The sequence below is a fragment of the Pseudomonas artemisiae genome, from assembly GCF_057128685.1.
The window spans coordinates 109,414-136,081 of sequence record NZ_JBSKHS010000008.1 but is presented as its reverse complement, the minus strand read 5'-3'; the positions used below and the strand labels follow the sequence as shown (position 1 = coordinate 136,081).

27 protein-coding genes and 4 tRNA genes are annotated in these 26,668 nt (G+C 60.1%); 23 read left to right on the top strand and 8 right to left on the bottom strand.

Going from position 1 to position 26,668, the window contains the following annotated elements:
- Window positions 1-11: 11 nt before the first annotated feature.
- The 4 genes from ACWKV4_RS11695 (at window position 12) to ACWKV4_RS11680 (ending at window position 4,019) form a co-directional block, all read left to right on the top strand.
- The gene (locus ACWKV4_RS11695) at window positions 12-545 is read left to right on the top strand and encodes a hypothetical protein (RefSeq protein ID WP_483832240.1); all 534 of its coding nucleotides are present in this window, start codon (window positions 12-14) and stop codon (window positions 543-545) included.
- A 57-nt stretch (window positions 546-602) separates the two neighbouring features.
- Window positions 603-791, top strand: coding sequence for a PLDc N-terminal domain-containing protein (locus tag ACWKV4_RS11690; protein ID WP_483832239.1), 189 nt, complete (start codon window positions 603-605; stop codon window positions 789-791).
- A gap of 156 nt (window positions 792-947) precedes the next feature.
- A complete protein-coding gene (gene speE, locus ACWKV4_RS11685) occupies window positions 948-1,808 on the top strand; it encodes a polyamine aminopropyltransferase (protein WP_483832238.1) in 861 nt (286 codons plus the stop codon).
- Window positions 1,809-1,937: 129 nt separating this feature from the next.
- Window positions 1,938-4,019, top strand: coding sequence for an LTA synthase family protein (locus ACWKV4_RS11680; protein WP_483832237.1), 2,082 nt, complete (start codon window positions 1,938-1,940; stop codon window positions 4,017-4,019).
- A 107-nt stretch (window positions 4,020-4,126) separates the two neighbouring features.
- Here the strand turns inward: ACWKV4_RS11680 and ACWKV4_RS11675 are convergent, their stop codons facing one another.
- Both ACWKV4_RS11675 and ACWKV4_RS11670 read right to left on the bottom strand, forming a co-directional pair.
- Complete coding sequence (locus ACWKV4_RS11675) at window positions 4,127-4,333, bottom strand: SEC-C metal-binding domain-containing protein (RefSeq protein ID WP_483832236.1); 207 nt, start codon at window positions 4,331-4,333, stop codon at window positions 4,127-4,129.
- A gap of 5 nt (window positions 4,334-4,338) precedes the next feature.
- Complete coding sequence (locus tag ACWKV4_RS11670) at window positions 4,339-4,827, bottom strand: LEA/WHy family protein (protein WP_483832235.1); 489 nt, start codon at window positions 4,825-4,827, stop codon at window positions 4,339-4,341.
- Window positions 4,828-4,951: 124 nt separating this feature from the next.
- On the opposite strand from ACWKV4_RS11670, the gene ACWKV4_RS11665 reads away from it, so the two are divergent.
- A complete protein-coding gene (locus ACWKV4_RS11665; protein ID WP_483832234.1) occupies window positions 4,952-5,461 on the top strand; it encodes a hypothetical protein in 510 nt (169 codons plus the stop codon).
- Here the strand turns inward: ACWKV4_RS11665 and ACWKV4_RS11660 are convergent.
- Both ACWKV4_RS11660 and ACWKV4_RS11655 read right to left on the bottom strand, forming a co-directional pair.
- Window positions 5,458-5,940, bottom strand: a complete 483-nt coding sequence (locus tag ACWKV4_RS11660; RefSeq protein WP_483832233.1) for a YchJ family protein — start codon at window positions 5,938-5,940, stop codon at window positions 5,458-5,460. The two genes, ACWKV4_RS11665 and ACWKV4_RS11660, sit on opposite strands and share 4 nt — an antisense overlap.
- Window positions 5,941-5,944: 4 nt before the next feature.
- The gene (locus tag ACWKV4_RS11655; RefSeq protein ID WP_483832232.1) at window positions 5,945-6,436 is read right to left on the bottom strand and encodes a DUF6231 family protein; all 492 of its coding nucleotides are present in this window, start codon (window positions 6,434-6,436) and stop codon (window positions 5,945-5,947) included.
- Between the two features lie 153 nt (window positions 6,437-6,589).
- Here ACWKV4_RS11655 and ACWKV4_RS11650 point away from each other — a divergent pair, with 153 nt between their 5' ends.
- The 3 genes from ACWKV4_RS11650 (at window position 6,590) to ACWKV4_RS11640 (ending at window position 8,703) form a co-directional block, all read left to right on the top strand.
- A complete protein-coding gene (locus ACWKV4_RS11650) occupies window positions 6,590-7,324 on the top strand; it encodes a PA1041 family peptidoglycan-binding anchor lipoprotein (RefSeq protein ID WP_483832231.1) in 735 nt (244 codons plus the stop codon).
- Between the two features lie 203 nt (window positions 7,325-7,527).
- The gene (locus tag ACWKV4_RS11645) at window positions 7,528-8,130 is read left to right on the top strand and encodes a DUF4823 domain-containing protein (protein WP_483832230.1); all 603 of its coding nucleotides are present in this window, start codon (window positions 7,528-7,530) and stop codon (window positions 8,128-8,130) included.
- 12 nt (window positions 8,131-8,142) lie between these two features.
- Window positions 8,143-8,703 carry a DUF1285 domain-containing protein gene (locus ACWKV4_RS11640; RefSeq protein WP_483832229.1) on the top strand — a complete coding sequence of 187 codons (561 nt, stop codon included), beginning with the start codon at window positions 8,143-8,145 and terminating at the stop codon, window positions 8,701-8,703.
- Between the two features lie 31 nt (window positions 8,704-8,734).
- Here ACWKV4_RS11640 and ACWKV4_RS11635 read toward each other — a convergent pair whose 3' ends face one another.
- Entirely contained in the window at window positions 8,735-9,112 is a 378-nt protein-coding gene (locus tag ACWKV4_RS11635; protein WP_483832228.1) for a COG4315 family predicted lipoprotein, read from the bottom strand.
- A 145-nt stretch (window positions 9,113-9,257) separates the two neighbouring features.
- Window positions 9,258-10,454 (bottom strand): amino acid aminotransferase, encoded by a 1,197-nt coding sequence (locus tag ACWKV4_RS11630; protein WP_483832227.1) that lies wholly within the window; start codon window positions 10,452-10,454, stop codon window positions 9,258-9,260.
- Between the two features lie 228 nt (window positions 10,455-10,682).
- Here ACWKV4_RS11630 and uvrB point away from each other — a divergent pair, with 228 nt between their 5' ends.
- The 10 genes from uvrB to ACWKV4_RS11580 all read left to right on the top strand — a co-directional run bounded on the left by uvrB (window position 10,683) and on the right by ACWKV4_RS11580 (window position 17,397).
- Window positions 10,683-12,698 carry an excinuclease ABC subunit UvrB gene (gene uvrB / locus ACWKV4_RS11625; RefSeq protein WP_483832226.1) on the top strand — a complete coding sequence of 672 codons (2,016 nt, stop codon included), beginning with the start codon at window positions 10,683-10,685 and terminating at the stop codon, window positions 12,696-12,698.
- 39 nt (window positions 12,699-12,737) lie between these two features.
- A complete protein-coding gene (locus ACWKV4_RS11620) occupies window positions 12,738-13,061 on the top strand; it encodes a DUF2845 domain-containing protein (RefSeq protein WP_483832225.1) in 324 nt (107 codons plus the stop codon).
- An 83-nt stretch (window positions 13,062-13,144) separates the two neighbouring features.
- The gene (gene gltX, locus ACWKV4_RS11615; RefSeq protein WP_483832224.1) at window positions 13,145-14,626 is read left to right on the top strand and encodes a glutamate--tRNA ligase; all 1,482 of its coding nucleotides are present in this window, start codon (window positions 13,145-13,147) and stop codon (window positions 14,624-14,626) included.
- A 234-nt stretch (window positions 14,627-14,860) separates the two neighbouring features.
- Window positions 14,861-14,936: transfer RNA gene (locus ACWKV4_RS11610), tRNA-Ala, on the top strand.
- A gap of 69 nt (window positions 14,937-15,005) precedes the next feature.
- Window positions 15,006-15,081, top strand: a tRNA-Glu gene (locus ACWKV4_RS11605).
- Between the two features lie 50 nt (window positions 15,082-15,131).
- A tRNA-Ala gene (locus ACWKV4_RS11600) sits at window positions 15,132-15,207 on the top strand.
- A 42-nt stretch (window positions 15,208-15,249) separates the two neighbouring features.
- Window positions 15,250-15,325: transfer RNA gene (locus tag ACWKV4_RS11595), tRNA-Glu, on the top strand.
- A gap of 90 nt (window positions 15,326-15,415) precedes the next feature.
- Complete coding sequence (locus tag ACWKV4_RS11590; RefSeq protein WP_483832223.1) at window positions 15,416-15,868, top strand: acyl-CoA thioesterase; 453 nt, start codon at window positions 15,416-15,418, stop codon at window positions 15,866-15,868.
- A gap of 3 nt (window positions 15,869-15,871) precedes the next feature.
- A complete protein-coding gene (locus ACWKV4_RS11585; RefSeq protein WP_483832222.1) occupies window positions 15,872-16,834 on the top strand; it encodes a tRNA dihydrouridine synthase in 963 nt (320 codons plus the stop codon).
- A 113-nt stretch (window positions 16,835-16,947) separates the two neighbouring features.
- Window positions 16,948-17,397, top strand: coding sequence for an Hsp20 family protein (locus tag ACWKV4_RS11580; protein WP_483832221.1), 450 nt, complete (start codon window positions 16,948-16,950; stop codon window positions 17,395-17,397).
- 113 nt (window positions 17,398-17,510) lie between these two features.
- Here ACWKV4_RS11580 and ACWKV4_RS11575 read toward each other — a convergent pair whose 3' ends face one another.
- Both ACWKV4_RS11575 and ACWKV4_RS11570 read right to left on the bottom strand, forming a co-directional pair.
- Window positions 17,511-20,030 (bottom strand): sensor domain-containing protein, encoded by a 2,520-nt coding sequence (locus ACWKV4_RS11575; RefSeq protein ID WP_483832220.1) that lies wholly within the window; start codon window positions 20,028-20,030, stop codon window positions 17,511-17,513.
- Window positions 20,031-20,069: 39 nt separating this feature from the next.
- Window positions 20,070-20,948, bottom strand: a complete 879-nt coding sequence (locus ACWKV4_RS11570) for a LysR family transcriptional regulator (protein ID WP_483832219.1) — start codon at window positions 20,946-20,948, stop codon at window positions 20,070-20,072.
- Between the two features lie 162 nt (window positions 20,949-21,110).
- Here ACWKV4_RS11570 and leuC point away from each other — a divergent pair, with 162 nt between their 5' ends.
- The 5 genes from leuC (at window position 21,111) to ACWKV4_RS11545 (ending at window position 26,633) form a co-directional block, all read left to right on the top strand.
- Window positions 21,111-22,544 carry a 3-isopropylmalate dehydratase large subunit gene (gene leuC / locus ACWKV4_RS11565; RefSeq protein ID WP_483832218.1) on the top strand — a complete coding sequence of 478 codons (1,434 nt, stop codon included), beginning with the start codon at window positions 21,111-21,113 and terminating at the stop codon, window positions 22,542-22,544.
- On the top strand, window positions 22,541-23,179 hold the full coding sequence (gene leuD / locus ACWKV4_RS11560; protein WP_483832217.1) for a 3-isopropylmalate dehydratase small subunit: 639 nt from the start codon (window positions 22,541-22,543) through the stop codon (window positions 23,177-23,179). The genes leuC and leuD overlap by 4 nt, the downstream gene beginning before the upstream one ends.
- Before the next feature lie 66 nt (window positions 23,180-23,245).
- Window positions 23,246-24,328 carry a 3-isopropylmalate dehydrogenase gene (leuB, locus tag ACWKV4_RS11555; RefSeq protein ID WP_483832216.1) on the top strand — a complete coding sequence of 361 codons (1,083 nt, stop codon included), beginning with the start codon at window positions 23,246-23,248 and terminating at the stop codon, window positions 24,326-24,328.
- Between the two features lie 65 nt (window positions 24,329-24,393).
- On the top strand, window positions 24,394-25,506 hold the full coding sequence (gene asd / locus ACWKV4_RS11550) for an aspartate-semialdehyde dehydrogenase (RefSeq protein WP_483832215.1): 1,113 nt from the start codon (window positions 24,394-24,396) through the stop codon (window positions 25,504-25,506).
- 125 nt (window positions 25,507-25,631) lie between these two features.
- Window positions 25,632-26,633, top strand: coding sequence for an aspartate-semialdehyde dehydrogenase (locus ACWKV4_RS11545; protein WP_483832214.1), 1,002 nt, complete (start codon window positions 25,632-25,634; stop codon window positions 26,631-26,633).
- The last annotated feature ends 35 nt before the right edge of the window (window positions 26,634-26,668 follow it).

Here is a 26,668-nt window from a genome sequence, read left to right as displayed (position 1 = left end):
GACGTTTACCTATGCAGAGCCTGCTCACCGAACTTATCACTTGCGTCAGCTCCGGTTGCATGGCGCAAGACGAGATTGCCCGCGTCGCCGCCGAGGCCGCAGCGGCCTATGCCGATCCCGAGGCCTTCCTGGCCGCTAACCCCGACGTGAACTATGACGACAGCTTCCCTATACCCCTGGGAGAATGGGTGGTGGTTGGCAGCCTGCCGGATACCGTGTTGTTCCAGGCCGATACCTATGCCGAACTGCTCGAACACATCATTGCCTCTTTCGGTCCCGAGGTGCCTTTCAACCTCAAGCCCAAGCAACTGCATAAGGTAGAACCGCTCAAGGCCCTCAACCGCCTGCAGATCCAGCTGTCGAGCATGAACCGCGAGGCCGGCGGCTATGTGTTGCTGAACTTCAGCCGGGTGTTGGATACCGAGTTGCAAACGGCCCTGGTGTACGGTAACGACCTGGCGCGCGTGCTTGCCCTGTGCGAGCAGGCCTGTATCTACGCAGCCCCGGCGCTAGAAGCAGCCAAGGCGCAAATGCCCGCTCCGTAACGGAACCGCCAGCGGTTGGCACAACCTAATTCGCGTACCTACCCTTCGGAGCATGACATGGGAGCTACCTTCAACGGCCTGTTTGGTCTCATTGTGCTGGCCTTGGACATCTGGGCGATTCTTCACGTGCTCAAAAGCGGTGAGGAAGTAGGCATTAAGGTACTGTGGATTTTGCTTATAGCAATCGTGCCAGTGCTGGGCTTGATCATCTGGGCGATCCTAGGGCCTCGGGGCCAACTGCGCTAACGGGGCTTGATGGAATCCGTTCCACCTGAGCACACACGACAACATTTGCTACAGCAACGCCGGCTCTCGGGTTCGCCATGGGCCCGGGTACGTCGTAGAATGCGCCCCTTTATCACCCCGGCCGCCTTGCGCTGCCGTCGATTTCAGGGGCACAGCATGAGCGACTATCAAGAAACCCTCTACGAAGGCTACGGGCAGCGGTTCCGTATGGAAAAACTGCTGCATGAAGTACGCACCGAGCATCAGCACCTGGTGATCTTCCAGAACCCGGTCATGGGCCGAGTAATGGCGCTGGATGGGGTGATTCAAACCACCGAAAAAGACGAATTCATCTACCACGAGATGCTCACCCATGTGCCGATCTTCGCCCATGGCGCCGCGCGCCGGGTACTGATCATCGGCGGCGGGGATGGCGGCATGCTGCGCGAAGTGGCCAAGCACCATGGGGTTGAGCACATCACCATGGTGGAGATCGACCGCACCGTGGTAGACATGTGCAAGACGTTCCTGCCCAACCATTCCAGTGGCGCCTTCGACGACCCCCGCCTGAACCTGGTGATCGATGACGGCATGCGCTTCGTGTCCACCACCGAAGAGCGCTTTGATGTGATCATCTCGGACTCCACCGACCCTATCGGGCCGGGTGAAGTTTTGTTCACCGAAAACTTCTATCAAGCGTGCCATCGTTGCCTCAACGAGGGCGGCATCCTCGTGACTCAGAACGGTACCCCCTTCATGCAGCTCGATGGTGTACGCACGACCGCCGGGCGCTTGCGTGGGTTGTTCACCGATTGGCATTTCTACCATGCGGCGGTTCCTACCTACATCGGAGGGGCCATGACCTTCGCGTGGGGGGCCACTCGCCCTGAGTACCGTAAGCTGCCGCTGGACACCTTGCGCGCGCGTTTCGCTGGAAGTGGCATCGTAACCCGTTATTACAACCCGGAGATCCATGTGGGGGCCTTCGCGCTTCCGCAGTACGTGCTGCAAGCCGTGAATAAGCCAAGCAACGCCTAAGCCCGCAAAACGGGCAGGGTGGCGCCCCCTTAGCCGGGGGTGCCGCACGGAATTTTCACCGGTGCCGTTGCACAATCCCCGCCCGTTTCGCTTCTCCAATCGCCAACCTGTACGGATACCCAACGACACATGGCTACCCCGGACCCGAGCCTGGAACGCGCCACGCTGCGCAGACCACAGCCTTCCCTGAAATCCCATATCGTCTTTACGCTGTTGTGTGGCCTCGCCCTGATGGTGCTGTTCACCGGTCAGCGTACCTTGCTGTTAGCGTATAACCTGGAGGCCGCCGGCGATACGTCCAGCGCCTCGCTGATGGAAGCCATGTTCAATGGCCTGCGTTTCGACTTGCGTTTCGTTGTATACCTGCTGCTGCCTTTGCTGCTGGCAATTCCCAGCGCACGGTTGATCGCGGCGCGGGGGGTCTTCCGTGCATGGCTGACCGTTACTGCCAGCCTGGCGTTCTTCGCAGGCTTGCTGGAAATGGACTTCTACCGTGAGTTCCACCAGCGCCTGAATGGCCTGGTGTTCCAATACGTGAAAGAAGACCCCAAAACCGTGATGAGCATGATCTGGTACGGCTACCCGGTAGTGCGGTACCTGATTGCCTGGGTGCTGGTCACACTGCTGATGTGGGGGTTGTTCAAATGGATCGACCGCGCTACCCGTGGGGGCGTGGCTACGCCCAGTGCCGCTAGCCGCCGGGTTGCACCCTGGTATGCGCGAGCGGGGGTATTTTTGGTAGTGCTCGTGATGGCGGTGATCGCAGCCCGCGGCACCCTGCGCCAGGGCCCGCCGCTGCGCTGGGGCGATGCCTACACCACTGATTCAAACTTCGCCAACCAGCTGGGGCTCAATGGGGTGCTGACGCTGATCAGCGCGGCCAAGAGCCGGATGTCCGAAGACCGGGACAACATTTGGCAGGCCACCCTGCCTCAGGCCCAGGCCACCCGTACCGTCCAGGATATGCTGGTCAGCCCCCACGAAACCTTGATTGACACCGATAGCGCGGCCGTTCGCCGAGTGTCCACGCCACCGGCGGGCAACACCCTCCCTATCCGCAACGTGGTGGTGATACTGCTGGAAAGCTTCGCCGGGCATTCGGTAGGCGCGCTGGGCAGCGATGCCAATATCACGCCGTCTTTCGACAAGCTGGCCAAGGAAGGGTTGTTGTTCGACCACTTCTTCTCCAACGGTACCCACACCCACCAGGGTATGTTCGCCACCATGGGCTGCTTCCCCAACCTGCCTGGGTTCGAGTACCTGATGCAAACGCCAGAGGGCAGCCACAAGCTGTCGGGTTTGCCTGCATTGCTCAGCGCTCGGGACTACAACGACGTTTACGTCTACAACGGGGACTTTGCCTGGGATAACCAGTCCGGGTTCTTCAGCAACCAAGGCATGACCACCTTCATCGGCCGCGACGACTTCGTTAACCCGGTGTTCTCAGACCCAACCTGGGGCGTTTCCGACCAGGACATGTTCAGCCGTGGTAACGAAGAGTTGGATAAACTCGCCGGCACCGGCAAGCCGTTTTATGCACTGCTTCAGTCCCTGTCCAACCACACCCCTTACGCGCTGCCCAAAGACCTGCCCGTGGAACCGGTCACCGGCCGTGGCAGCCTGGACCAGCACCTGACCGCCATGCGGTACTCGGACTGGGCCCTGGGGCAGTTCTTCGAGAAGGCCAAGCAGTCGCCGTACTACAACCAAACCCTGTTTGTGATCGTGGGTGACCATGGCTTTGGTAACGAACGGCAGCTGACCGAGATGGACCTGAGCCGGTTCAACGTGCCCTTGCTGTTGATCGCACCAGGCATCCAAGAAAAATTCGGAGCGGTCAACCATACGGTAGGTACGCAGATCGACATCGTGCCCACCGTGATGGGGCGCCTGGGTGGTGAAAATCAGCATCAGTGCTGGGGGCGTGACCTGCTCAACCTGCAACAGGGTGATCAAGGCTTTGGTGTGATCAAGCCCTCTGGCAGCGAGCAGAACGTGGCGATCATCACCGGTGATCGTATCCTGATCGAGTCCCGGGACATGGAACCTAAACTCTATCGCTATACCCTGGGCCGTGAGCCCAAGGCAGAAGTGATCCCGGAGACCGCAGACGTGCCGGCGCTGCGTAATAAGCTCGATGCCTTTATCCAAACGGCCACCAAGAGCCTGATGGACAACACCGCAGGCGCGGTACAAAGCAAAACCGAGTAAAGCGTGCAGTAAATGAAAAGGGCCAATCACTGATTGGCCCTTTTTATGGCTGCTTGTAACCCAACCGGGCATGGCCTATGCCTGTGCCTAAAGTTGATTGGCCCGTATCAGGCCGCGTGGCATTTCTTGAATTTCTTCCCGCTACCGCAAGGGCATGGGTCGTTGCGGCCTACGTCTTTCAGGGCATTGCGCACCGGCTCTTGAGGTTCGTGGTTGCAGTGCGGGCCGTGCACATGCCCATGGTGGCCATGATCATGCCCGTGGTCATGGTTATGATTGCAATCAGGACCATGTACATGAGGTTGTTCAGACATCTGTGTTACTCCGGAAGCAAACCTGCGGGGGTGATCTCACCCGTTCGCCGCAGAAAAAGGTTGTGGCCGAATAATACCCCGGTGCGCAGTTCCCCCTCCAGCCGATAGTGCAACGCTTGCTCCGGATGACGAAATAACTTTGCCAGAGGTTTGAGCTGCGCCCAGAGGTTGGTACGCACCTCTACCACATGGACAGCTTGACCGTTGGCGACCACACTGAACCAGCTGTCGTCTTCGCCGTGTGCCAACGGCAGGTCTTCCAGGCTAACTTTATAGCTAAGCCCGCGGATGGGCAGCGCGGCATCATTGGGGTTGATAATCAGAAAATACAGCTTGAAGCGCTGTTCAAGTAACCTGGCTTTGACGACTTCTATGCGTTGCAGGTGGATTTCCGGGTCGTCGTAACGCCCGGTCAGCCAAGTGGAGCAGCCGCCTAGGGCCGATAGCACCAGGGCCAACAGCAGCAACCGAACAGGGTGTGGCGCGAGTCGCATCTACCGCCTCCCGTGAATGAATGTGGCCCTTGGGAACGGCGGCCATCGCCAGGGTACCTACATCTCCACGGGTTGGTCCAACCCTTAGGCTGAAATACCCGGTAACCTTGACGGAGAACATAACATGGCGCTGTACGAAATCGTCTTTAGCGGGCAATGCTTACCAGGAACGCGGCGTGATGTGGTTAAAGCCAGCGTAAGGCAGTTGTTTAAGGCCGATGCCCAGCGGGTCGAGCTGTTGTTTTCCGGCCGCCGGCTGATTCTTAAAAGCCACCTGGATGCTCCCGCCGCCGAACGTTTCCGTCTTGCCCTGGAACGGGCGGGTGCCATGGCCGACATCGTGCCCATGGAGGCTGTGCAACGCATAGAGTTGGCCCCTCCGCCCGCGCCGCAGCCCCGCGCCCAAGTAGCGCCCAGGGACGTGTACATGGCCGCCTTTGTAAACGTGGACGCCCCGGCTTATGGCATTGCTGAACCAGGCGCGGCGCTACAAGAACACACCGAGGCTGCACCGCCACCTCAACTGGACCTGAGCCAGCTCAGCCTGGCCCCTGCCGGGGCGGACATGGGTAGCGCGGTTCGCCCAGCGGCACCGCCTGCGCCCGACACCTCGCACTTGAAGCTGACGCCTTAAGCGATAGCCTTGGCCAAGTAACCCGCGCAACACTTCTTGAATTTCTGCCCGCTTTGGCAGGGGCAGGGGTCGTTTCGGCCAGCGGTCAACGGCAGCGTGGCGTCGATAAAGTACCAGTGGCCGTCGACCTGAACGAAGGCCGAGCGCTCACGGTGACTATGTTCGCCTTGTTGGTCATGCCAGCGGGCAGTGAAGGTCACGAAGGCGTGCTCAGGCGTGCCGCCGATGACCTCCCCCTGTTCTACTTCCAGGCCGAGCCAGGTCGCTTCGGCGCTCCAGGCAGCCATGGCCGCCCGGTCGAGCCTGGCTTGTTGGGCGGGCAAGGTAGTCGCGACCAGGTAATCCACCAGGCCCAACACATAGGCGCTATAGCGCGAGCGCATCAGCTGTTGTGCATCAGGCGCACAGTGCGAGCGGTGGTACCGGCCGCAGCAGGTATCCAGCAGGCTGCCGCTACCGCAAGGGCATATCGCTAACATCGAGTTACCACCAGTATTGACCGAAATGTTGCGGGTTGGCCCAGAAGCGGGCGTTGAGCCAATCCGGTACGTGTTTGTACGCTCGCAGATCGTACGTGAACAGTCCCAGGGTTTGTTCGTCACGTTGGAACGTCGCGGCTTTTTGCAGGGCTAGTGCATAGAAGTCGGTGCGTTCCCAGGGCGTGGCGGCCAAATCCGCCAATACCGCCAGGCGACTGGCATTGAGGTTGCGAATGCCGCCCAGCAGTTCCAGGCCCTGGCGGCGGGTCAGGTGCTCCAGGCAGTCCACCACGATCGCCAGGTCGAACCGCTCCCCTGCCAGGGGCGGAGGCAGTGGGCCTGGCGAGGCAAGGCCCAGGCGGGTGAGAGGGTGCTCGGCGAGATACGCATCCAACGCCGGAAACCGGCTTGCACTGACCACCAGCAGGCGCTCGGGCCGCTGTTCGTCGAGCAGCGCGGCCAGCGCTTGCTGCGGCGTTTGGGTGGCAACGGTCATGATTTAGCTCCTGTGTTTGAAAACAAAGCCTAGCGTTATGGAAACTTCGCGCCTAGTGCGCAATCAATTGGCCTGTACTGCGGCAGAGTGACCTGCCATGGGCTTTAATCCTCACACCGGCAATGAATGGCCGGCGACACAGGAGTTTCAACGATGAGAATGATCGTGCGGGCCCTTTTGCCCGTTCTTCTGGTCAGTAGTGTTCTGTCCGGTTGTGCATCGCGCAGTGATGGTACCGCGCCGCTTAACCAGGGGAACTGGCCCATTTGCGGTGCCCTCGGCGGCGTGGCAGGCGCAGGGCTAGGTGCGCTGGAAAACAGTGCCTGGGCAGCCGGTGGCGGCTTGGCAGGCGCCGTGGCGGGCAGTTTGATCTGCTTTGCTCAGGACGGCGACCAAGACGGTGATGGCGTATTCGATCGCCGCGACCGTTGCCCAGATACCCCAGCGCGTACGCCGGTTTCTCATAACGGCTGCCCATTGCCAGCTATTCCGGCACCGGCCGCTGTAGAGCCGCCTGCGCCGCCACCGGCGCCCAAGGAAGAAGTGATTACCTTGAGCGACGCGGGCGACGTGCTGTTCGAGTTCGACAAATCCGACCTGACTGCCGAAGCGCAAAGCCAGTTGACTACCTTGTTGCCGCGTTTGACTGCAGCAGATGTGGTCAGCGTGAAAGTTGACGGCCACACCGACAGCATGGGCAGCAACGCATACAACCAGGCCCTGTCTGAGCGGCGTGCTGCCAGCGTGGTGAGTTTCCTCACCCAGCATGGTGTTTCCCAAGCCAAGCTTAGCAGCGAAGGCTTTGGCGAAAGCCGGCCGGTTGCGGATAACGACAGTGCCGAAGGCCGTGCGCAAAACCGCCGGGTGGAGTTGCACTTGAATCGCTGATAACACCCTTCGCGGCTTTGGGCGGCGTGTCCAAGCGCCCAAAGCCGTGATCGTTGTTTGCACCGCCCCCTTTTCGGTGCCCCCATGGCAGCCGATCCTGAGCCTGCTTTAACCTCTTCGAGTACCTTCAGCTCAAGCTTGGCGCAAAAGCTGCATTGCCCCGCCTATTCGCCGGGTTTCCGTCGCGGCTTTCGGAGAGAACGATGCGCAGGTTGTTTGCAATAGTGGCTGTGGTGATGCTGCATGGCTGCATGAGTATCAGTGACATGGGCGAAGTAGCCCGGGACCAACTGAGCGATGCAGGCGTGCTCGATCATAGCCAGACTCGCAGGTCTACCAATTTCCGACTGCAGCCTGACTCCTTTATTTATATCGCCCAAGGCGCCTTTATGCCGCCAGGCAGTGCTTATCCACGGCCTAACGTGGTCGCCGAGGAAGCGTTCAAAGGCTTTATAGAGTACTTCCCCATGGTTCGGCGCGCCGCGCAGCCTGAAGGCCTTGAGCAGGCCCTTAACGAGGCAAGGGGCGTAGGGGCACATTACGTGCTTTACACGCGCTTCGCCCGGGCTGATGACCGTATTGGCAACCTGGATGAGTGGTCTGATCAAGAGGCGGTGGATCGGCTGGGCATCGACAGCGGTGTTGTGCAGTTAATGCTGATCGAAACCAATACCCGCTACCTGATCGATACCGCCACCATTCGCAGCCGCGGTGGCCTGCTTACCCTGCACGATAACAAGCCGGAAGATTTGCTTGGCCCGCCCTTGGAGGACTACGCTCAACGCCTATTGGGAATGAGCTATTAAGGGAAGGTAGTCATGAGCGGCTCGGTCACGGCCAACAACCTGTTAAGCCAGGTACCAGAAACCCAGGGCCTGCCGCCGGTGCATTTGTGGAACCCACCATTTTGCGGTGACCTTGACATGCGCATCGCCCGGGACGGCACTTGGTATTACCAAGGCACGCCTATCGCCCGGCAAGCCATGGTGCGGCTGTTCTCAACGGTATTAAAACGTGAGGGCCCTGACTGGTTTCTCGTCACACCCGTTGAGAAAGTGGGCATACGGGTGGAAGACGCTCCCTTCGTGGCGGTATTGCTGAGTGTCGAAGGGCAGGGTGACCAGCAGTTACTGAATTTTACCGATAACGTGGGCAACTGCTTCACCGCAAGCCCTCAACACCCCTTGCGGGTCGAAACCGATGAAGTGACTGGCGAGCCTTCGCCTTATGTGACGGTGCGGGGTGATCTGGAAGCCCTGATTCACCGCAACGTCTTCTATCAACTGGTAGATTTGGCCGAGGTTCGAGACGTGCGCGGCCAGAGGCTATTGGGTGTGATGAGCGGCGGTATGTTTTTTTCACTGGGGGAGGCACCCTGAAGCCAGGGGCCTGCCCGTATGCAACGTATACTTAGGGCTTGGCCAAATGCCAAACACCCCCCTTACCGTCGCCGGTGGCATCACCGGGTTTGGTGTCGTTCTTCCAGGTGTATAGCGGGTTGCCCTTATAGGCCCACTGTTGGCGACCGTCCTCGCGTTTGATGATCGACCATGCCCCCTCGGCCTTCGCGTCAGGGGCCGCCACGAAGGCCGGCCAATTCTTTTCGCATTGAGCCGTACACATCGACATGCCGGTCATGTCCTCGTCGTAGGTGTACAAGGCTTTACCGTCGGCATCCATCAGTACGGTACCGTTGTCCGTGTTGCCCTGCGTGCCTGGCGCGGCCGCGCAAGCGGTACCGGCGACAGAGGCGAGGGCCAGCAATAAGGGTAAACCGATGCGCTTCATGAGAGCTCCTGAGGGGGGCGGGTCCGGCCAGGCCGGTACCACTACAGTAGGAGAAGAAGCGATGGGATGCGAGAGGAAGTTGGCTCCGCGCCCGCATCGCCAACCTGTACAAAGGCATCAGGTTGGCGAGCGCGGTCGAGGTCGATTACAGCACCTTGATAATCGCTTCGGTCACCGGCCCCAAGTTGCTTGGGTTAAGCGCCGCGGCGCAGATCCGCCCGGTATCCAATGCATAAATACCGAACTCGTCACGCAGGCGATGCACCTGTGCGGCACTTAGCCCTGAGTACGAGAACATTCCGCGCTGTTGTTTGATAAAGCTGAAATCCTGCTTGGCGCCGAGGGCCGCCAGACGGTCCACCATGCTCTCACGCATCTCGCGGATGCGGCCGCGCATCTGGGCCAGTTCGTCCTCCCACAGCGTGCGCAGTTCAGGGCTATTCAGTACCGTGGCGGCGATCATCGCGCCATGGGTTGGCGGATTGGAGTAGTTGGTGCGGATAACCCGTTTGATCTGGGATAGCACCCGGGCGCTTTCTTCCTTGGAGCCGGTGACGATGGACAACGCCCCCACGCGCTCGCCATAGAGCGAAAACGACTTGGAGAACGAGCTGGACACAAAGAACGTAAGCCCGGCGTCTGCGAACAGGCGCACGGCTTGAGCATCCTCTTCGATGCCATCACCGAAGCCTTGGTAGGCGATGTCCAGGAAGGGGATATGGCCCTTGGCCTGAATCACAGCCAGCACTTGCTTCCAGTCCTCAAGGGTGAGGTCCACGCCTGTGGGGTTATGGCAGCAGGCATGAAGCACCACCACAGCGCCGCTGGGCAGGGCATTGAGGTCTTCGAACAAACCGGAACGGTTCACCCCATGGCTGGTCGCATCATAGTAGCGGTAGTCACGTACCGGGAACCCCGCCGTTTCGAACAGCGCGCGGTGGTTTTCCCAGCTTGGGTCACTGATGGCTACCACGGCATCGGGCCGCAGGCGCTTGATGAAGTCCGCGCCCAGCTTGAGCGCGCCAGTACCGCCTACGGCCTGTACGGTCACTACCCGACCTTCCGCCAGCAGCGGGGAATCAGCACCGAACAGTAGGGTTTGCACCGCTTTGTCGTAAGCCGCGATGCCATCGATAGGCAAATAGCCGCGGGCCGCGTGTTGTGCCACCCGTGCCTGTTCGGCTTCGATCACGGCACGCATCAACGGGATTTTACCCTCTGCGTTGTAGTACACACCTACCCCTAGGTTGACCCGATCGGGGCGGGGGTCTGCGTTGAAGGCTTCGTTAACACCAAGGATGGGATCGCGGGGCGCCAACTCTACAGCGGAAAACAGGCTCATGAGGGACCGTGGCTCTATGAAGAAGGGAATGAAAGTCCGCACCAATACGGCGCGCCAACGGTCGATGAGTATAGAGAGCCGAAAGCGCCCGCGCGACCGCGTAGCGCCTTGTTAGCGGCGAATTTTTTAACACCCTTGAACAATTGGCCCAACGCCGGGTTTGACGGCCCCCGCGTTCGGCAAGTACTGTTCATGGATACAGCCCTTTTGTGGCGTCAGAGGTTACTCATGTCTGAATTCCAGCTTGTCACTCAATACCGGCCCGCGGGCGACCAGCCCGAGGCCATCCGCCAGTTGGTAGAGGGGATCGACGCCGGGCTGGCGCACCAGACGCTTCTGGGGGTTACCGGTTCGGGCAAAACCTTCAGCATCGCCAACGTAATCGCCCAGATAAAACGCCCAACGCTGGTATTGGCGCCCAACAAAACCCTGGCGGCGCAGCTGTATGGGGAGTTCAAGGCGTTCTTCCCGGATAACGCCGTGGAGTATTTCGTTTCCTACTACGACTACTACCAGCCGGAAGCCTACGTGCCGTCGTCGGACACCTTCATCGAGAAGGATGCGTCCATCAACGACCATATCGAGCAGATGCGGCTGTCCGCCACCAAAGCGCTGATCGAGCGCAAGGATGCGATCATCGTGACCACCGTGTCCTGCATCTACGGTTTGGGTAGCCCTGAAACCTACTTGCGCATGGTCCTGCACCTGGACCGCGGGGATCGCTTCGATCAGCGCGAACTGCTGCGTCGGCTGACTGAGCTGCAGTACACCCGCAACGAGATCGACTTTGCTCGGGCAACCTTCAGGGTGCGGGGTGATGTGATCGATGTGTTCCCCGCCGAATCGGACCTTGAGGCCATTCGGATCGAACTGTTCGACGACGAGATCGAAAACATTTCCTCCTTTGACCCCCTGACCGGGGAGGTTATTCACCGGCTGCCGCGTTACACCTTCTATCCAAAAACCCACTATGTGACGCCACGGGAAACCCTGGTAGGCGCCATCGAAAAGATCAAAGTAGAGCTGCAAGAGCGGCTAGACTACCTGCGCGGCGCCAACAAGCTGGTGGAGGCTCAGCGGCTTGAGCAGCGCACCCGGTTCGACCTGGAGATGATGCTGGAGCTTGGCTACTGCAACGGCATCGAGAACTACTCCCGCTACCTGTCTGGCCGCCCCGCGGGCGCAGCACCGCCCACCCTGTACGATTACCTGCCCCCCGAGGCTTTGCTGGTGATCGACGAATCCCACGTCAGCGTTCCCCAGGTAGGGGCGATGTACAAGGGGGACCGTTCCCGTAAAGAAACCTTGGTGGAATATGGCTTCCGCCTGCCGTCGGCGCTGGACAACCGGCCCATGCGCTTCGATGAGTGGGAAGCGATCACGCCCCAGACGATCTTCGTGTCCGCCACCCCTGGCCCTTATGAGCAAGAGCACGCTGGCCGGGTGGTGGAGCAGGTGGTACGGCCCACCGGCCTGGTGGATCCGCAGATCGAAATCCGGCCAGCCAGTACCCAGGTAGACGACCTGCTTTCGGAAATCCGCAAGCGCGTTGCGCTAGACCAGCGCGTATTGGTGACTACCTTGACCAAGCGCATGGCCGAGGACCTCACCGACTACCTCGCCGACCACGACGTGCGTATTCGCTACCTGCACTCGGATATTGACACCGTGGAGCGGGTGGAGATCATTCGCGACTTGCGCCTGGGCACGTTCGACGTATTGGTGGGGATCAACCTGCTGCGCGAGGGCCTGGACATGCCCGAGGTCGCCCTGGTAGCGATACTGGACGCCGACAAGGAAGGTTTTCTGCGCTCCGAGCGCTCGCTGATCCAGACCATCGGTCGAGCCGCCCGTAACCTTAACGGCCGCGCGATTCTCTACGCGGACAACATGACCGGCTCCATGGAGCGGGCCATCAATGAAACAGAACGCCGGCGCGAGAAGCAGATTGCTTTCAACGAGGCCAACGGCATCGTACCCAAGGGCGTGGTGCGCGATATCGCCGATATCCTCGAAGGGGCCCATATCCCTGGTGCGCGCAGCAAGAAGCGCAAGGGTATGGCCAAGGCAGCGGAAGAGAGCGCCCGTGTGGACGCCGAACTGCGCAGCCCCAACGAGATCACCAAGCGTATTCGCCAGTTGGAAGAGAAAATGCTCCAGTACGCACGCGACCTGGAATTCGAGGCCGCTGCCCAAACCCGAGACGAGATCGGCAAGCTGCGGGAGCGGTTGTTGGCCGTTTAACCCGATGTGTGTGCAGGCTTGAAAGTAGAAAGTGGTTTGATGAAGCTGCTAGTTATGACACTTATAGCCATTTCCATTTGCACGAGCCAAGCAAATGCCGCGGCCCGCTGCGGCAGGCAGCTTGTGAACATCGGTACCCCGCTCAAGGCGGTAAAAAGTATATGCGGGGCGCCTGCCGCTCGAGCGACCCAGGCACTGCCTTTGCGTGCCAATGGTGTCCCCAAAAAAGGCGGCACCCAGACCGACATTCTGGTCTATGGGCCTAATGGAGGGGCATGGCAGTACGTCCTTTTCCAGAATGAAGAGCTTGTTCGCGTAGAGATGCGCAGGAAGGCCCCGACGGGTGATGTATTGAAATGGTAGGGCTGCCGAGCACGGCTACTTGGGCCTGAACCTTGGCCCTGCTACCATCGCCTGCTGTGTACCTTCTAGCCCGAGACTCCTTCATGAGCACCGTTCGCACCCGAATCGCGCCTTCGCCCACCGGCGACCCCCACGTTGGCACGGCTTACATTGCCTTGTTCAACTACTGCTTCGCCAAAAAGCATGGCGGCGAGTTCATCCTGCGCATTGAGGACACCGATCAGGTGCGCTCCACCCGTGAGTCCGAGCAGCAAATTTATGACGCCTTGCGCTGGTTGGGCATCGAATGGAGCGAGGGGCCAGACGTCGGCGGCCCCCATGGGCCCTACCGGCAGAGCGAGCGTGGTGATATTTACCGTGGCTATGCCCAGCAGTTGGTAGACGCGGGCCACGCATTCCCCTGCTTCTGCACCGCCGAAGAGCTGGACCAGATGCGCGCCGAGCAACAAGCTCGTGGTGAAACCCCTCGCTATGACGGCCGCGCGCTGAAGTTGCCCGCCGATGAGGTGCAGCGTCGCCTGGCCGCCGGTGAACCTCATGTGATTCGCATGAAGGTACCCAGCGAAGGTGTGTGCATCGTGCCGGACATGCTCCGTGGCGATGTGGAAATCCCGTGGGACCGCATGGACATGCAGGTTCTGATCAAAACTGACGGCTTGCCTACGTACTTCCTGGCTAACGTGGTGGATGACCACCTGATGGGTATCACCCACGTGCTGCGGGGCGAAGAGTGGCTGCCATCGGCGCCCAAGCTGATGAAGCTCTACGAGTATTTCGGCTGGGAGCAACCGCAGTTGTGCTACATGCCGCTACTGCGCAACCCGGACAAATCCAAGCTTTCCAAGCGCAAGAACCCGACCTCGGTCACCTTCTACGAGCGCATGGGCTTCATGCCCGAAGCCATGCTCAACTACCTGGGGCGCATGGGTTGGTCCATGCCGGATGAGCGCGAGAAGTTCTCCCTGGCTGAGATGGTCGAGCATTTTGACCTGTCCCGGGTATCCCTGGGCGGCCCTATTTTCGATATCGAGAAGCTGTCCTGGCTTAACGGCCAGTGGCTGCGTGAGCTGCCGGTGGAGGAGTTCGCTGCCCGGGTGCGCCAATGGGCGTTCAATCAGGACTACCTGATGAAGATCGCGCCGCTGGTTCAGGGCAGGGTAGAGACCTTCAGCCAGGTGGCGCCACTGGGGGGGTTCTTCTTCGAAGGCGGGGTGCGCCCAGCCCCAGAGCTGTTCGCCCATAAGAAGCTAACCCCAGAGCAAGTACGCCAAGCCATACAGCTGATCCTCTGGAAGCTCGAAGGGCTGCGTCAATGGGAAAAAGAGCGGATCACCGGCTGTATTCAAGCGGTAGTCGATGCCCTTGGCCTGAAGCTGCGCGATGCCATGCCCCTGATGTTCGCGGCCATCACTGGCCAAGCCAGTTCGGTCTCGGTGCTGGACGCCATGGAAATCCTGGGCCCGGACCTGACTCGCTACCGCTTGCGCCAAGCCTTGGACCTGCTAGGCGGTGTGTCGAAGAAAGAAAACAAAGAGTGGGAAAAGCTGTCGGCTGACATTGGCTAACAGTGCCAGCGCCTGCCGGGCTTACCGGTCATCTGCCTTAACAGGCTGGTGGGGCCCGCTCTTGGGCAATGCCAGCCGCTGCGCCTATTGGGCACGGCTACCGGTTAAAGCTAAGCCTTTGAATGCGGTGAGAAAATTTTTAAAAATTTCTCAAAATTAGTTTGACAGGGTAGGGGCGGCGTCTTAATATGCGCCCCGTCCACGACATGGTGCTGAAACAAGGCACTGCGTAATGGGGCTATAGCTCAGCTGGGAGAGCGCTTGCATGGCATGCAAGAGGTCGACGGTTCGATCCCGTCTAGCTCCACCAAATTCCTCGCCCGAGGTGCTGTTTTAATCTTGGGTAGGTCGGTCATCAGGCCGATCGGAAAGAAGGTCTGTCCCCTTCGTCTAGTGGCCTAGGACACCGCCCTTTCACGGCGGTAACAGGGGTTCGAGTCCCCTAGGGGACGCCAGTTTTACCTGTATCGTCAGTTGGCGGTACACGCCGCCAGGCGTTAAATCTGGGGCTATAGCTCAGCTGGGAGAGCGCTTGCATGGCATGCAAGAGGTCGACGGTTCGATCCCGTCTAGCTCCACCAATTTGCCAGGGCCTGCTGCGGCAGGCCTGCTCGAAGGTTTGCGTCCCCTTCGTCTAGTGGCCTAGGACACCGCCCTTTCACGGCGGTAACAGGGGTTCGAGTCCCCTAGGGGACGCCACGTTTACCCCGATCTCCGGGAATCAAGGCTCATTCGATTATTGAATGGGCCTTTTGTTTTTTCCGGCATGCGGTGAGCGCAGGAGAGCATATGAATTGGGATCTACCATCACCCTTTACCCTGAACTTGCGCGTAGGCCCCGAAGACATCGACGGCCTGGGCCATGCCAATAACGCGGTTTACGTCACCTGGCTGGAGCGGTGCGCCTGGCGCCATTCTGGCGCGCTGGGCCTGGGTCTGACCGAATACCGTCGCCTCGACCGTGCCATGGCGGTGCTGCGCCATGAAGTCGATTATCTGGCCGCGGCCTACGAAGGCGATGAATTGTTAATGGGCACTTGGATCATCGATTGGGATCAACGGTTAAAAATGAACCGTCGCTTCCAGTTGATTCGCCCTCGGGATGGCGTCACGGTGCTGAGGGCGCAAACCACCTTCGTATGCATCGAGTTGTCCAGTGGTCGGCCTAAGCGTATGCCCATCGCGTTTATCGAAGGATATGCCCAGGCTATCGAGCCAACAGCCCCCATGTTGGAGCGCTGAGCCATGCAGCTAGCTTTGGCCCCCATGGAGGGGCTGGTCGATAACATCCTTCGGGATGTGCTTACTCGAGTGGGCGGCATCGACTGGTGTGTGACTGAATTCATTCGGGTATCGGACCGGGCCTTGCTGCCGTCGTCTTTCCTCAAGTTGGCGCCAGAGTTAGCCCATGGCAGCCAAACCCGCGCAGGCACCCCCTTGCATGTGCAGTTGCTAGGGTCAGACCCTCTCCTGTTGGGCGAAAGCGCCGCCGTAGCCTGTGGCTTGGGCGCGCCAGTGATCGACTTGAACTTCGGTTGCCCTGCAAAAACGGTTAACCGCTCCAAGGGCGGCGCGGTATTGCTTAACGAGCCCGAGCTGTTGCACGCCATCGTCAGCCAGGTACGGCGGGATACGCCTGCGAACGTGCCGGTGACGGCCAAGATGCGTTTGGGCTACGCCAGCCCAATGGGTGCGCTGGATTGCGCCCGCGCGTTGGCTGACGGCGGCGCGGAGCGCATCGTGGTGCATGCGCGCACCAAATTCGAAGGCTACAAGCCGCCGGCCCATTGGGAGTGGGTGGCGCGGGTGCAGGAGGTGGTCAAGGTCCCGGTGTATGCCAATGGAGAAATCTGGACCGTCGAGGACTGGCAGCGCTGCCGGGAAGTCAGCGGGGCGCAGCACTTTATGCTGGGCAGGGGGCTGGTGTCGTGCCCGGACCTCGCCTTGCGTATCGCCGCGGCCGCGCGAGGAGAGGCGCTGGCACCTATGCCCTGGGACGCCGCCCTGCTACCGCTGTTACAAGATTTCTGGCGCCAAGCCACGGCCAAGCTATCGCCACGTTACGCCCCTGGCCGGCTCAAGCAATGGGTCGCCATGCTGACCCGTACCTACCCTGGCGCGGTGGTGCTGTTCCAGGCACTGCGGCAGGAGACCGACTGCGGGCGTATCAGTGAACTGTTGGGCCTGAACGAAGCCGTGGTAGCGTAAAAAAAAGCCGACGAACGGTCTTGAAAGGTAGCGGTGAGGCCCTATCTGTTAGATACGCGATGCCGAAGTCGGGTCGCGGAATCAACTACTCGCTGAAATCTCAGGAGATCGTCATGAGCACTGCATTTTCCTTGGCTCCACTGTTCCGTCACTCCGTTGGCTTCGATCGTTTCAACGATCTGTTCGAGTCGGCGTTACGTAATGAGTCGGGTAGTTCCTACCCACCCTACAACGTCGAAAAGCATGGCGAGAACGACTACCGTATCGTCGTAGCCGCCGCAGGCTTCCAAGAACAGGACCTCGACCTGCAAGTCGAGAAGGGCGTGCTGACTGTCACCGGCGGCAAAAACCGCGAGGCTGACACTACCAGCGTGACCTACCTGCACCAGGGCATTGCCCAGCGTGCCTTCAAGCTGTCGTTCCGCCTGGCTGACCATATCGAGGTCAAGGCGGCGAAACTTGAGAACGGCCTGCTGAACATTGACCTGCTGCGCCTGGTACCGGAAGAGGCCAAGCCAAAACGCATCCCGATCGGCGGCACCCAGCCCGTGCTGGAACAATGATCGCTCAACGCGAGAAGTGAAAAAGGGCGCCTGGTGGGGCGCCCTTTTTTATTGGGCGCTTGCAGCTGCGCCCGCCTTACCTTATAGGAGCGAGCAAAGCTCGCGAACCGGGTCTATCCCACCAGCAGCGCCTTGAACTGATCCAGCGGTACTGGCCGGCTATATAAGTAGCCCTGGTACAGGTGGCAACCCAGGCGGTCGAGAAATTCCAGTTGTTCGCTCAGCTCCACGCCTTCGGCGATCACGGTCAGCTCAAGGCTGCGCGCCATGGCCACGATTGCGCGAATGATTTCAGCGTCGTTAGGGTCCGAAGTGCAGTCGCGTACGAAGGACTGGTCGATTTTCAGAGTGTCCACCGGCAGCCGTTTAAGGTAGGTGAGCGACGAGTAACCCGTGCCGAAGTCATCCATGGCGAAGCTCACCCCCATTTTTTTCAAGGCGCGCATCTTACTGATGGTGTCTTCAAGGTTCTGGATGACGATGCCTTCAGTGATTTCAAGCTTCAGCAGGCTGCACGGCAGTTGGTTGACGCTCAGGCTGCGTTCGATGCGCTCGACGAAGTCGGTCTGCCGAAACTGACGTGGGCTTATATTCACGCATAGGCTGAACTCACTGGCGTTGATCAGCCCGGCATGAAGCAGCCGCGCACAGGCGCCGCAGGCTTCATCGAGAATCCAGTTGCCCACGTCCAGAATCATCCCGCTTTCCTCAAGCACCTGAATGAACTGAGAAGGGGACTGCTGCCCCAGCTCCGGATGCAACCAGCGTAACAGCACCTCGGCACCGACGATCCGATCGTCCCGTGCGTCCACTTGCGGCTGGAAATGCAGGTGCAGCTCGCCTCGGCTAAAGGCCAGGCGCAGGTCGTTCTCCAGGCGTAGGCGCTCGCTGGCTGCCTTTTGCATGGCTCGGTGGAACATCTGCGCGGTATTGCGCCCCGAATCCTTGGCCCGGTACAGGGCGATGTCCGCACGCTTGAGCAGGTCAGCCGGTGTAGTGCCATGGTCGGGAATCAATGCCATGCCAATGCTAGGCGTCACCCGCAGGCGGTGACCATCCAGAGACATAGGCTCGGCGAGCAGGTCGCGCAGGGTATCGGCCAACCGTCGTACCCGCTCTGTCACTTCGGCGCGACTGCCGTCCAGGCCGCCTATGAGAATCACGAATTCGTCCCCGCCCAAGCGTGCCACCGTGTCCTCCAGGCTGACGCTGGCCTCCAGGCGAGCCGTGATGATCTTGAGCACGGTGTCGCCCACGGGATGGCCGAGCGAGTCGTTGATGTGCTTGAAATGGTCCAGATCCAGAAATAACAGCGCCCCCCGCTGGTTGTTGCGCTTGAGCAAAGCCACCTGTTGGCTGATGCGGTCCATCAGCAGCGCACGGTTGGGCAGGTTGGTCAGGGGGTCGTGATACGCCAGGTGCTGTACCTGCGCCTGGGCCAACTTGAGCTGGCTGATGTCGCGCGCGGTCATCAGCAGGCAGGGGCTGTGTTCCAGGGTAATAGGCTCAATGGTAATTTCCAGCGTCAGGGCTTCGCCGGTTTTGCGCCGGCCCATTAGTTCACGCTGGCGTACCCGGCCGTAACGCTGAAGTTCGCTCTCCAGCATTGCGCGTTGATAATCATCTGGCCAGATATTCAAGGCCTTGGCGGTTTGCCCAATGAGCTCTTCGGCCCTCCAGCCGAAGGTGTCACAAAATGAAGGGTTGACCTCTATGAAGCGGCCGCTGGCCTGTTCGCTCACGCATACGGGGTAGGGGCTGGCCTGAAACAGCTTGGCGAACTTTTCTTCGGAGTTTTGCAACTGCTGTTGACGTAGAGCCTGCTCGCTGGTGTCTACAAAGGTACTTAGCAGCAACGCCCGGCCGTCGAGTTCAAGGTTCTGGCTACACAGAATGCCTTCGCGCAGCTCCCCTGTGGCCGAGCGCAATCTCGCCTCGGTAATAATCGGCTCATTGCTCGACGAGGTAGCCTGCATCAGTGCAATGCGCTGGGACGGATCCGCCCACAGGCCCAACTCTTCAGTGGTTTTGCCGGCAACCTGCTCTACAGGCCAGCCCAACAAGCGCTCGAAGTGTTGGTTCACCTCGAAAATTTGCCCATCGAGGCGGCGGGTGAGCATGACTACGTTAGGGCTTAGGTGAAAAAGCGTAGCGAAGCGCTTTTCCGAGGCGATCAGCGCCGCTTCGCGTTCCCTGAGCTTGGAGATGTCTCGGGCCACGCCTACCATATGCGGGCGCCCGTCCCTGCCGCGGATCAGGCTGCCGCTGATTTCAATCCAGTGCAGGCTGCCGTCTGGCCAGCGAATGCGATGGCGCATGGCTTGGTCGAGCGGCTCGCCCCGCAATACCAGTTCGAACGCCTGCAGGGTACGCGCACGGTCTTCTTCGGGAAGCAGGTCCAGGTAGTCGATATCCCTGGGGAGCCTGACCTGCGGGTCGAAACCGAACAAGGCCTGGGTACCGCGAGACCAGTTGATCAGCCCGCGTTCGATATCCCAGAACCATGCGCCAAGGCGGGCGCCATTGAGTGCCGCGAGCAGTTGTGAAGCGCTTTCCCAGGAGGCCTCCGCGTCTCTGGGGTCCACTGCTTGAATACGCGGCAGGCGGGCATGTAGGTTGAGGCTCTTGGGCATAGGGCCGGGCTTCCTTGTTCGGGCAATCGCCCCTGTGAGTCAAGCACCAACGGCGTGGGTTTCGAGCAGGGCCATGAAGGCCCGAGCGGCGTTGGATAGCGTCCTGTCGGTATGCACGATGTAGCCTAGCTGGCGGCTTAATTGTACGCCCGGCAGCGACAAACGCGTGACCTGGTCGTCCAGCATGGTCCGCGGGAGCACGCTCCACGCCAGCCCAATGGAAACCATCATTTTGATGGTCTCCAGGTAATTGGTACTCATGGCGATATTAGGCGTAAGCCCCCGTGCCTGGAACAGTTGACGGACGATATGATGCGTAAAAGTATTTCCACCAGGGAAAACCGCCGGGCGATCGGCGATGTCTTCCAGCGAAATTCGCGCCTGCTGAGCCAGGGCATGCTCGGGCGCGACCACCAAGTCCAGTGGGTCATCCCAGATCCGCACTGCTTTGGTCGGGCCATAGGGTTCCGGGGCCAGGGTGATGACCGCCAGTTCCGCTCGGCCGTGCAGAATCTCGTCGTAGGCGACTTCCGAGTCTAGAAACTGAATGTCCAATGCTACCTGCGGGTAGCGGCGGGTGAACTCGCGCAGCACGGGAGGCAGGCGGTGTAGGCCAATATGGTGGCTGGTGGCCAAGGTCAACCTGCCTGAAACCTCCCCATTGAGGTTGTTCAACGCACGCCGGGTGTCGTCCAACACATTTAGTATCTGATAAGCCCGCGGCAAGAGTGCACGGCCGGCCTCGGTCAAGCTAACCTCTCGGCCCAAGCGATCGAACAAGCGGGTATCGAGTTGGGCCTCCAGGCCGGCAATGCGCTTGCTGATAGCGGGCTGAGTCAGATGAAGCCGCTCCCCAGCGTTGGAAAAGCTTCCAGTTTCAGCAACGTTGATGAAAGCGCTAAGGTTTGCCAAGTCCATGGCGCTGTATTCCCTATGGTTATCCAGAATATGAAAATTATGAATTTGAGTTATTCACTCTAACCTTTTAGCATTTCCCTAACAAGCGTAGGCTTTTTATTCGAGCGGTGACGCAACACTGCCTGGCCTTCGCCACAGTCACGCCTGACGAGGATGTAACCAATGGCCGGCAAAACCCTGTATGACAAGCTCTGGGATTCACATTTGGTCAAGCAACGGGACGACGGCTCGGCGTTGATCTATATTGATCGCCATATCGTTCACGAAGTGACCTCGCCCCAGGCTTTCGAAGGGCTACGCCTGGCCGGGCGCACGCCTTGGCGAGTAGACAGCATTGTCGCTACCCCGGATCACAACGTGCCCACCACCGCGGAGCGCAAGGGCGGGATTGGCGCCATCGAAGATCAGGTGTCGCGTTTGCAGGTGCAGACCCTGGACGACAATTGCGATGAATACGGCATCACTGAATTCAAGATGAACGACCCTCGCCAAGGCATCGTGCATGTGATCGGCCCGGAGCAGGGCGCTACCCTGCCAGGAATGACCGTGGTGTGCGGAGATTCACATACGTCCACCCATGGCGCGTTTGGCGCGTTGGCCCATGGCATAGGCACCTCCGAGGTGGAACATGTGCTGGCGACGCAATGCCTGGTGGCCAAGAAAATGAAAAACATGCAGGTACTGGTCGAAGGCGCCTTGCCTTTTGGCGTAACTGCAAAGGACATCGTGCTGGCTGTGATCGGCAAGATCGGCACCGCTGGCGGGAACGGCCACGCCATCGAGTTCGCTGGCAGCGCCATCCGTGAGCTGTCCGTGGAAGGCCGCATGACCATTTGCAACATGTCCATCGAGGCTGGCGCGCGTGTCGGGCTGGTGGCTTGCGATGAAAAAACCATCGAGTACGTGAAAGGCCGTCCTTTCGCGCCCACTGTCGAGCAGTGGGACCAGGCCGTTGAAGCCTGGAACGGGCTCAAGTCCGACGATGACGCTCACTTCGATACCGTGGTTCGCCTGGATGCCGCCCAAATCAAGCCGCAGGTGAGCTGGGGTACATCTCCGGAGATGGTCCTGGCCGTGGACCAAACCGTGCCAGACCCGGCCGCCGAAGCCGACCTGGTCAAGCGCGGTTCCATCGAGCGTGCGCTCAAGTACATGGGGCTGCGGGCCAACCAGCCTATTACGGACATCCGCCTGGACCGCATTTTCATTGGTTCATGTACCAACTCGCGGATCGAAGACCTGCGTGCCGCCGCGGTGGTAGCCAAGGGCCGGAAGGTAGCGGCTTCGGTCAAGCAGGCCATCGTGGTGCCCGGTTCGGGGCTGGTCAAAGCCCAGGCCGAGCAGGAAGGCCTGGACCAGATTTTTATCGAAGCAGGGTTCGAGTGGCGTGAGCCAGGCTGTTCCATGTGCCTGGCGATGAACCCGGACCGCCTTGAATCTGGCGAACATTGCGCGTCGACTTCCAACCGCAACTTCGAGGGCCGGCAAGGGGCAGGGGGGCGTACCCACTTGGTCAGCCCCGCCATGGCAGCGGCGGCGGCGGTGGTGGGTCATTTCGTAGACGTTCGTGAATTGTCCCAGGAGCGCGCAGCATGAAAGCCTTCACTCAACATACCGGGCTGGCCGTGCCATTGGACCGCGCCAACGTCGATACCGACCAAATCATCCCCAAGCAATTCTTGAAGTCCATCAAGCGCACCGGCTTTGGGCCCAACCTGTTCGATGAATGGCGTTACCTGGATGTAGGCCAACCTTACCAGGACAACTCCAAGCGACCCTTGAACATGGACTTCGTGTTGAACCAGCCGCGATACCAAGGCGCCAGTGTACTGCTGGCCCGGGAAAACTTCGGCTGCGGCTCTAGCCGCGAGCACGCGCCCTGGGCACTGGACGAATACGGCTTCCGCTGTGTGATAGCACCCAGTTTTGCCGATATCTTTTTTAACAACAGCTTCAAGAATGGCCTGCTGCCGATCATCCTCAGCGCCAGCGATGTAGACGCGTTGTTTCAGCAGATCGAAGCCGAGCCGGGTTACCAGTTGGCTGTCGATCTGCAGGCCCAAACCGTTACCCGCCCCGATGGCCAGGCTTACCGCTTTGAGATCGATGAATTTCGCAAACACTGCCTGTTGCACGGGCTGGACGACATCGGCCTGACCCTGCAAGACGCCGAGGCCATTCGTACGTTCGAGGCTCGCCATCAATCGGCGCAGCCCTGGCTGTTTCGCTGACCCACTGCCCCACCTTCATCGGCACCCAAGGCATAAGGGTGCCGTTTCGATTCGAAAGAGGAACGCATGAGCAAGCAGATCCTGATTCTCCCTGGTGACGGCATTGGCCCGGAAATCATGGCCGAGGCGGTGAAGGTCCTGAACCTGGCCAACGAGAAGTTCGCACTGGGCCTTACCATGGCCGAGGATGTGATTGGGGGGGCGGCGATCGATCGGCATGGCGTGCCGCTGGCCGATGAAACCCTGGCGCGGGCACGGGCCGCTGATGCGGTGCTTTTGGGCGCCGTGGGCGGGTCGAAGTGGGACAAGATCGAGCGCGACATCCGCCCTGAGCGCGGCCTGCTGAAGATCCGAGCGCAGTTGGGACTGTTCGCCAATCTGCGCCCGGCCATCCTGTATCCACAACTGGCAGAGGCCTCGTCGCTAAAGCCGGAGATCGTCGCCGGGCTGGATATCCTGATCGTTCGCGAATTGACCGGGGGCATCTACTTCGGCGCGCCCCGTGGCACCCGTACCCTCGATAACGGCGAGCGCCAGGCCTACGACACCTTGCCCTACAGCGAAAGCGAGATCCGCCGTATCGCCCGGGTAGGCTTCGAAATGGCCCAGGTGCGGGGTAAAAAACTGTGTTCAGTGGATAAAGCCAACGTGTTGGCTTCCAGCCAATTGTGGCGGGAGGTAGTCGAGGAAGTGGCGAAGGATTATCCTGAGGTCGAACTCAGCCACATGTACGTGGACAACGCCGCCATGCAGCTGGTACGGGCGCCCAAGCAGTTCGACGTGGTGGTCACCGATAACCTGTTCGGGGATATCCTCTCGGACGAAGCTTCGATGCTTACTGGCTCCATCGGCATGCTGCCATCGGCCTCGCTGGACGCCAACAACAAAGGCATGTACGAACCCTGCCATGGTTCGGCGCCAGATATCGCTGGCCAGGGCATCGCCAACCCACTGGCGACCATTTTGTCGGTGTCCATGATGTTGCGTTACAGCTTCAATCAAACCGAAGCGGCCAGCGCCATTGAAACGGCCGTGGGCAAGGTGCTTGATCAAGGTCTGCGCACCGGTGATATCTGGTCGTCAGGCTGCACCAAGGTCAGCACGCAGGAAATGGGTAGCGCAGTAGTCGCGGCCCTGCGAAATCTGTAATCTCTCGGGCCCGCCGCCCAATCTGCAAGGGCGGCGGCCCACTTTTTCCCAAGGGTGTAGTTGCGATGAAACGTGTAGGTCTGATCGGTTGGCGCGGTATGGTCGGTTCCGTGCTCATGCAGCGGATGCTGGAAGAGCAGGACTTCGACCTGATCGAACCGGTGTTTTTCACAACCTCGAACGTAGGCGGGCAAGGCCCAGCCGTGGGCAAGGACATTGCCACGCTCAAGGATGCCTACAGCATCGAGGAACTGAAAACCCTGGACGTCATCCTCACCTGCCAGGGGGGCGACTACACCGGCGAAGTATTTCCAAAGCTGCGTGAGGCCGGCTGGCGCGGTTATTGGATCGACGCTGCCTCCACGCTGCGCATGCAAGATGACGCGGTCATTGTACTGGACCCGGTCAACCGCAAGGTGATCGACCAGCAGCTCGATGCCGGTACCCAGAACTTCATCGGTGGCAACTGCACCGTCAGCCTGATGCTTATGGGCCTGGGCGGCCTGTTCGAAGCCGGCCTGGTGGAGTGGATGAGCGCCATGACCTATCAGGCCGCCTCTGGCGCCGGTGCGCAGAACATGCGTGAGCTGATCCGTCAGATGGGCGCCAGCCATGCCGCCGTGGCCGATGACCTGGCCAACCCGGCCAGCGCCATCCTAAATATCGACCGCAAGCTTGCCGACGCCATGCGTGGCGAAGCCTTCCCGACCGAGCAGTTCGGCGTACCTCTCGCGGGTAGCCTGATTCCCTGGATCGACAAAGAGCTCCCTAATGGTCAAAGCCGCGAAGAGTGGAAAGCTCAGGCCGAAACCAACAAAATCCTCGGCCGTTTCAAAAGCCCGGTACCAGTAGATGGCATTTGTGTGCGAGTGGGCGCCATGCGCTGCCATAGCCAGGCCCTGACCATCAAGCTTAATAAAGACGTGCCCATCGCTGATATCGAGGGCATGATCAGCCAGCACAACCCTTGGGTGAAGCTGGTGCCTAACCACCGTGAAGCCAGCATCGCCGAGCTCACACCCACTCAGGTCACCGGCACCCTTAACGTACCCGTAGGGCGCCTGCGCAAGTTGAACATGGGCTCTCAATACCTGGGGGCGTTCACCGTAGGCGATCAACTACTCTGGGGCGCGGCCGAGCCATTGCGGCGCATGCTGCGGATTCTGCTGGAGCGCTGATACCGCCACGGCCCTTCGCGGCTGGTTGCGCTGCCCCAATAACGGGGATGGCGTGGCCAGCCGCGTTTTCGTTTCAAAGGTTGGCCCTTCACCCGGGCGCCGCCCACACCGCTTAAGGAACCTCCATGTCTGTGACCTTTGACATCGCCGTGATCGGCGCCACCGGTACCGTTGGCGAAACCCTGGTGCAAATCCTGGAGGAGCGCAGTTTTCCGCTGGGCCAATTGCATGTGCTGGCCAGTCAGGCGTCCGTAGCCCAGTCGGTGCCCTTCAAAGGCCGGAACCTGCGGGTCAAGGCTGTGGACGGTTTCGACTTCGCCCAGGTCAAGCTGGCGTTCTTCTGTGCCGGGGAAGCCGTTAGCCAGGTTTATGTGGCCCAGGCCAAGGCGGCGGGTTGCTCAGTGATCGATCTGGCGCAAGGGCAGGGTGCGCCGGTAGTGGTACCAGAGGTGAACGCTGGCCGCCTCAATCCCTTGAAAGCCCCGTTCACGGTGGGCAATCCAGGAAGCATCGCCACGGCCCTGGCCTTGGTGTTGGCGCCCTTGCAACCCGTTCTGGACCTGCAACAGGTAACCGTTACCGCCTGCTTGTCCATGTCGGCCGCCGGGCGTGAAGCCGTGCGCGAATTGGCCAGGCAAACCACTGAGCTACTCAATGCACGCCCTTTGGAGCCCCGTGTGTTCGATCGCCAAGTGGCGTTCAATATGCTCGCCCAAGTGGGCGCGCCGGATGACGATGGCCACTTGAGCCTGGAAAAACGTGCCCATAACGAATTGCGCGAATTGCTTGAACTGCCTTTACTAAACGTGGCTGTAAGCTGCATCCAGGCGCCTGTGTTCTTTGGCGACAGCTTGAGTGTAAGCCTGCGCTGTACTCACCCGGTCGACCTGCACGCCGTGGGCGCTGCGCTGGAGCAGGCTCCAGGCGTAGAGTGGACCGGCAAGGAAGACTATCCCACGGCTGTGGGGGACGCGGTAGGTCAGGATGAGCTGTATGTTGGGCGGGTGCGCGCGGGCGTAAGCGATCCTTGCGAGCTCAATCTGTGGTTGACCTTGGACAATGTACGCAAAGGCGCAGCGCTCAATGCCGTGCAAATAGCGGAATTGTTGATAAAACGCCTTTCCTAAAAGATACTTGGGAATACTTTGTATAAAGTTCTTCG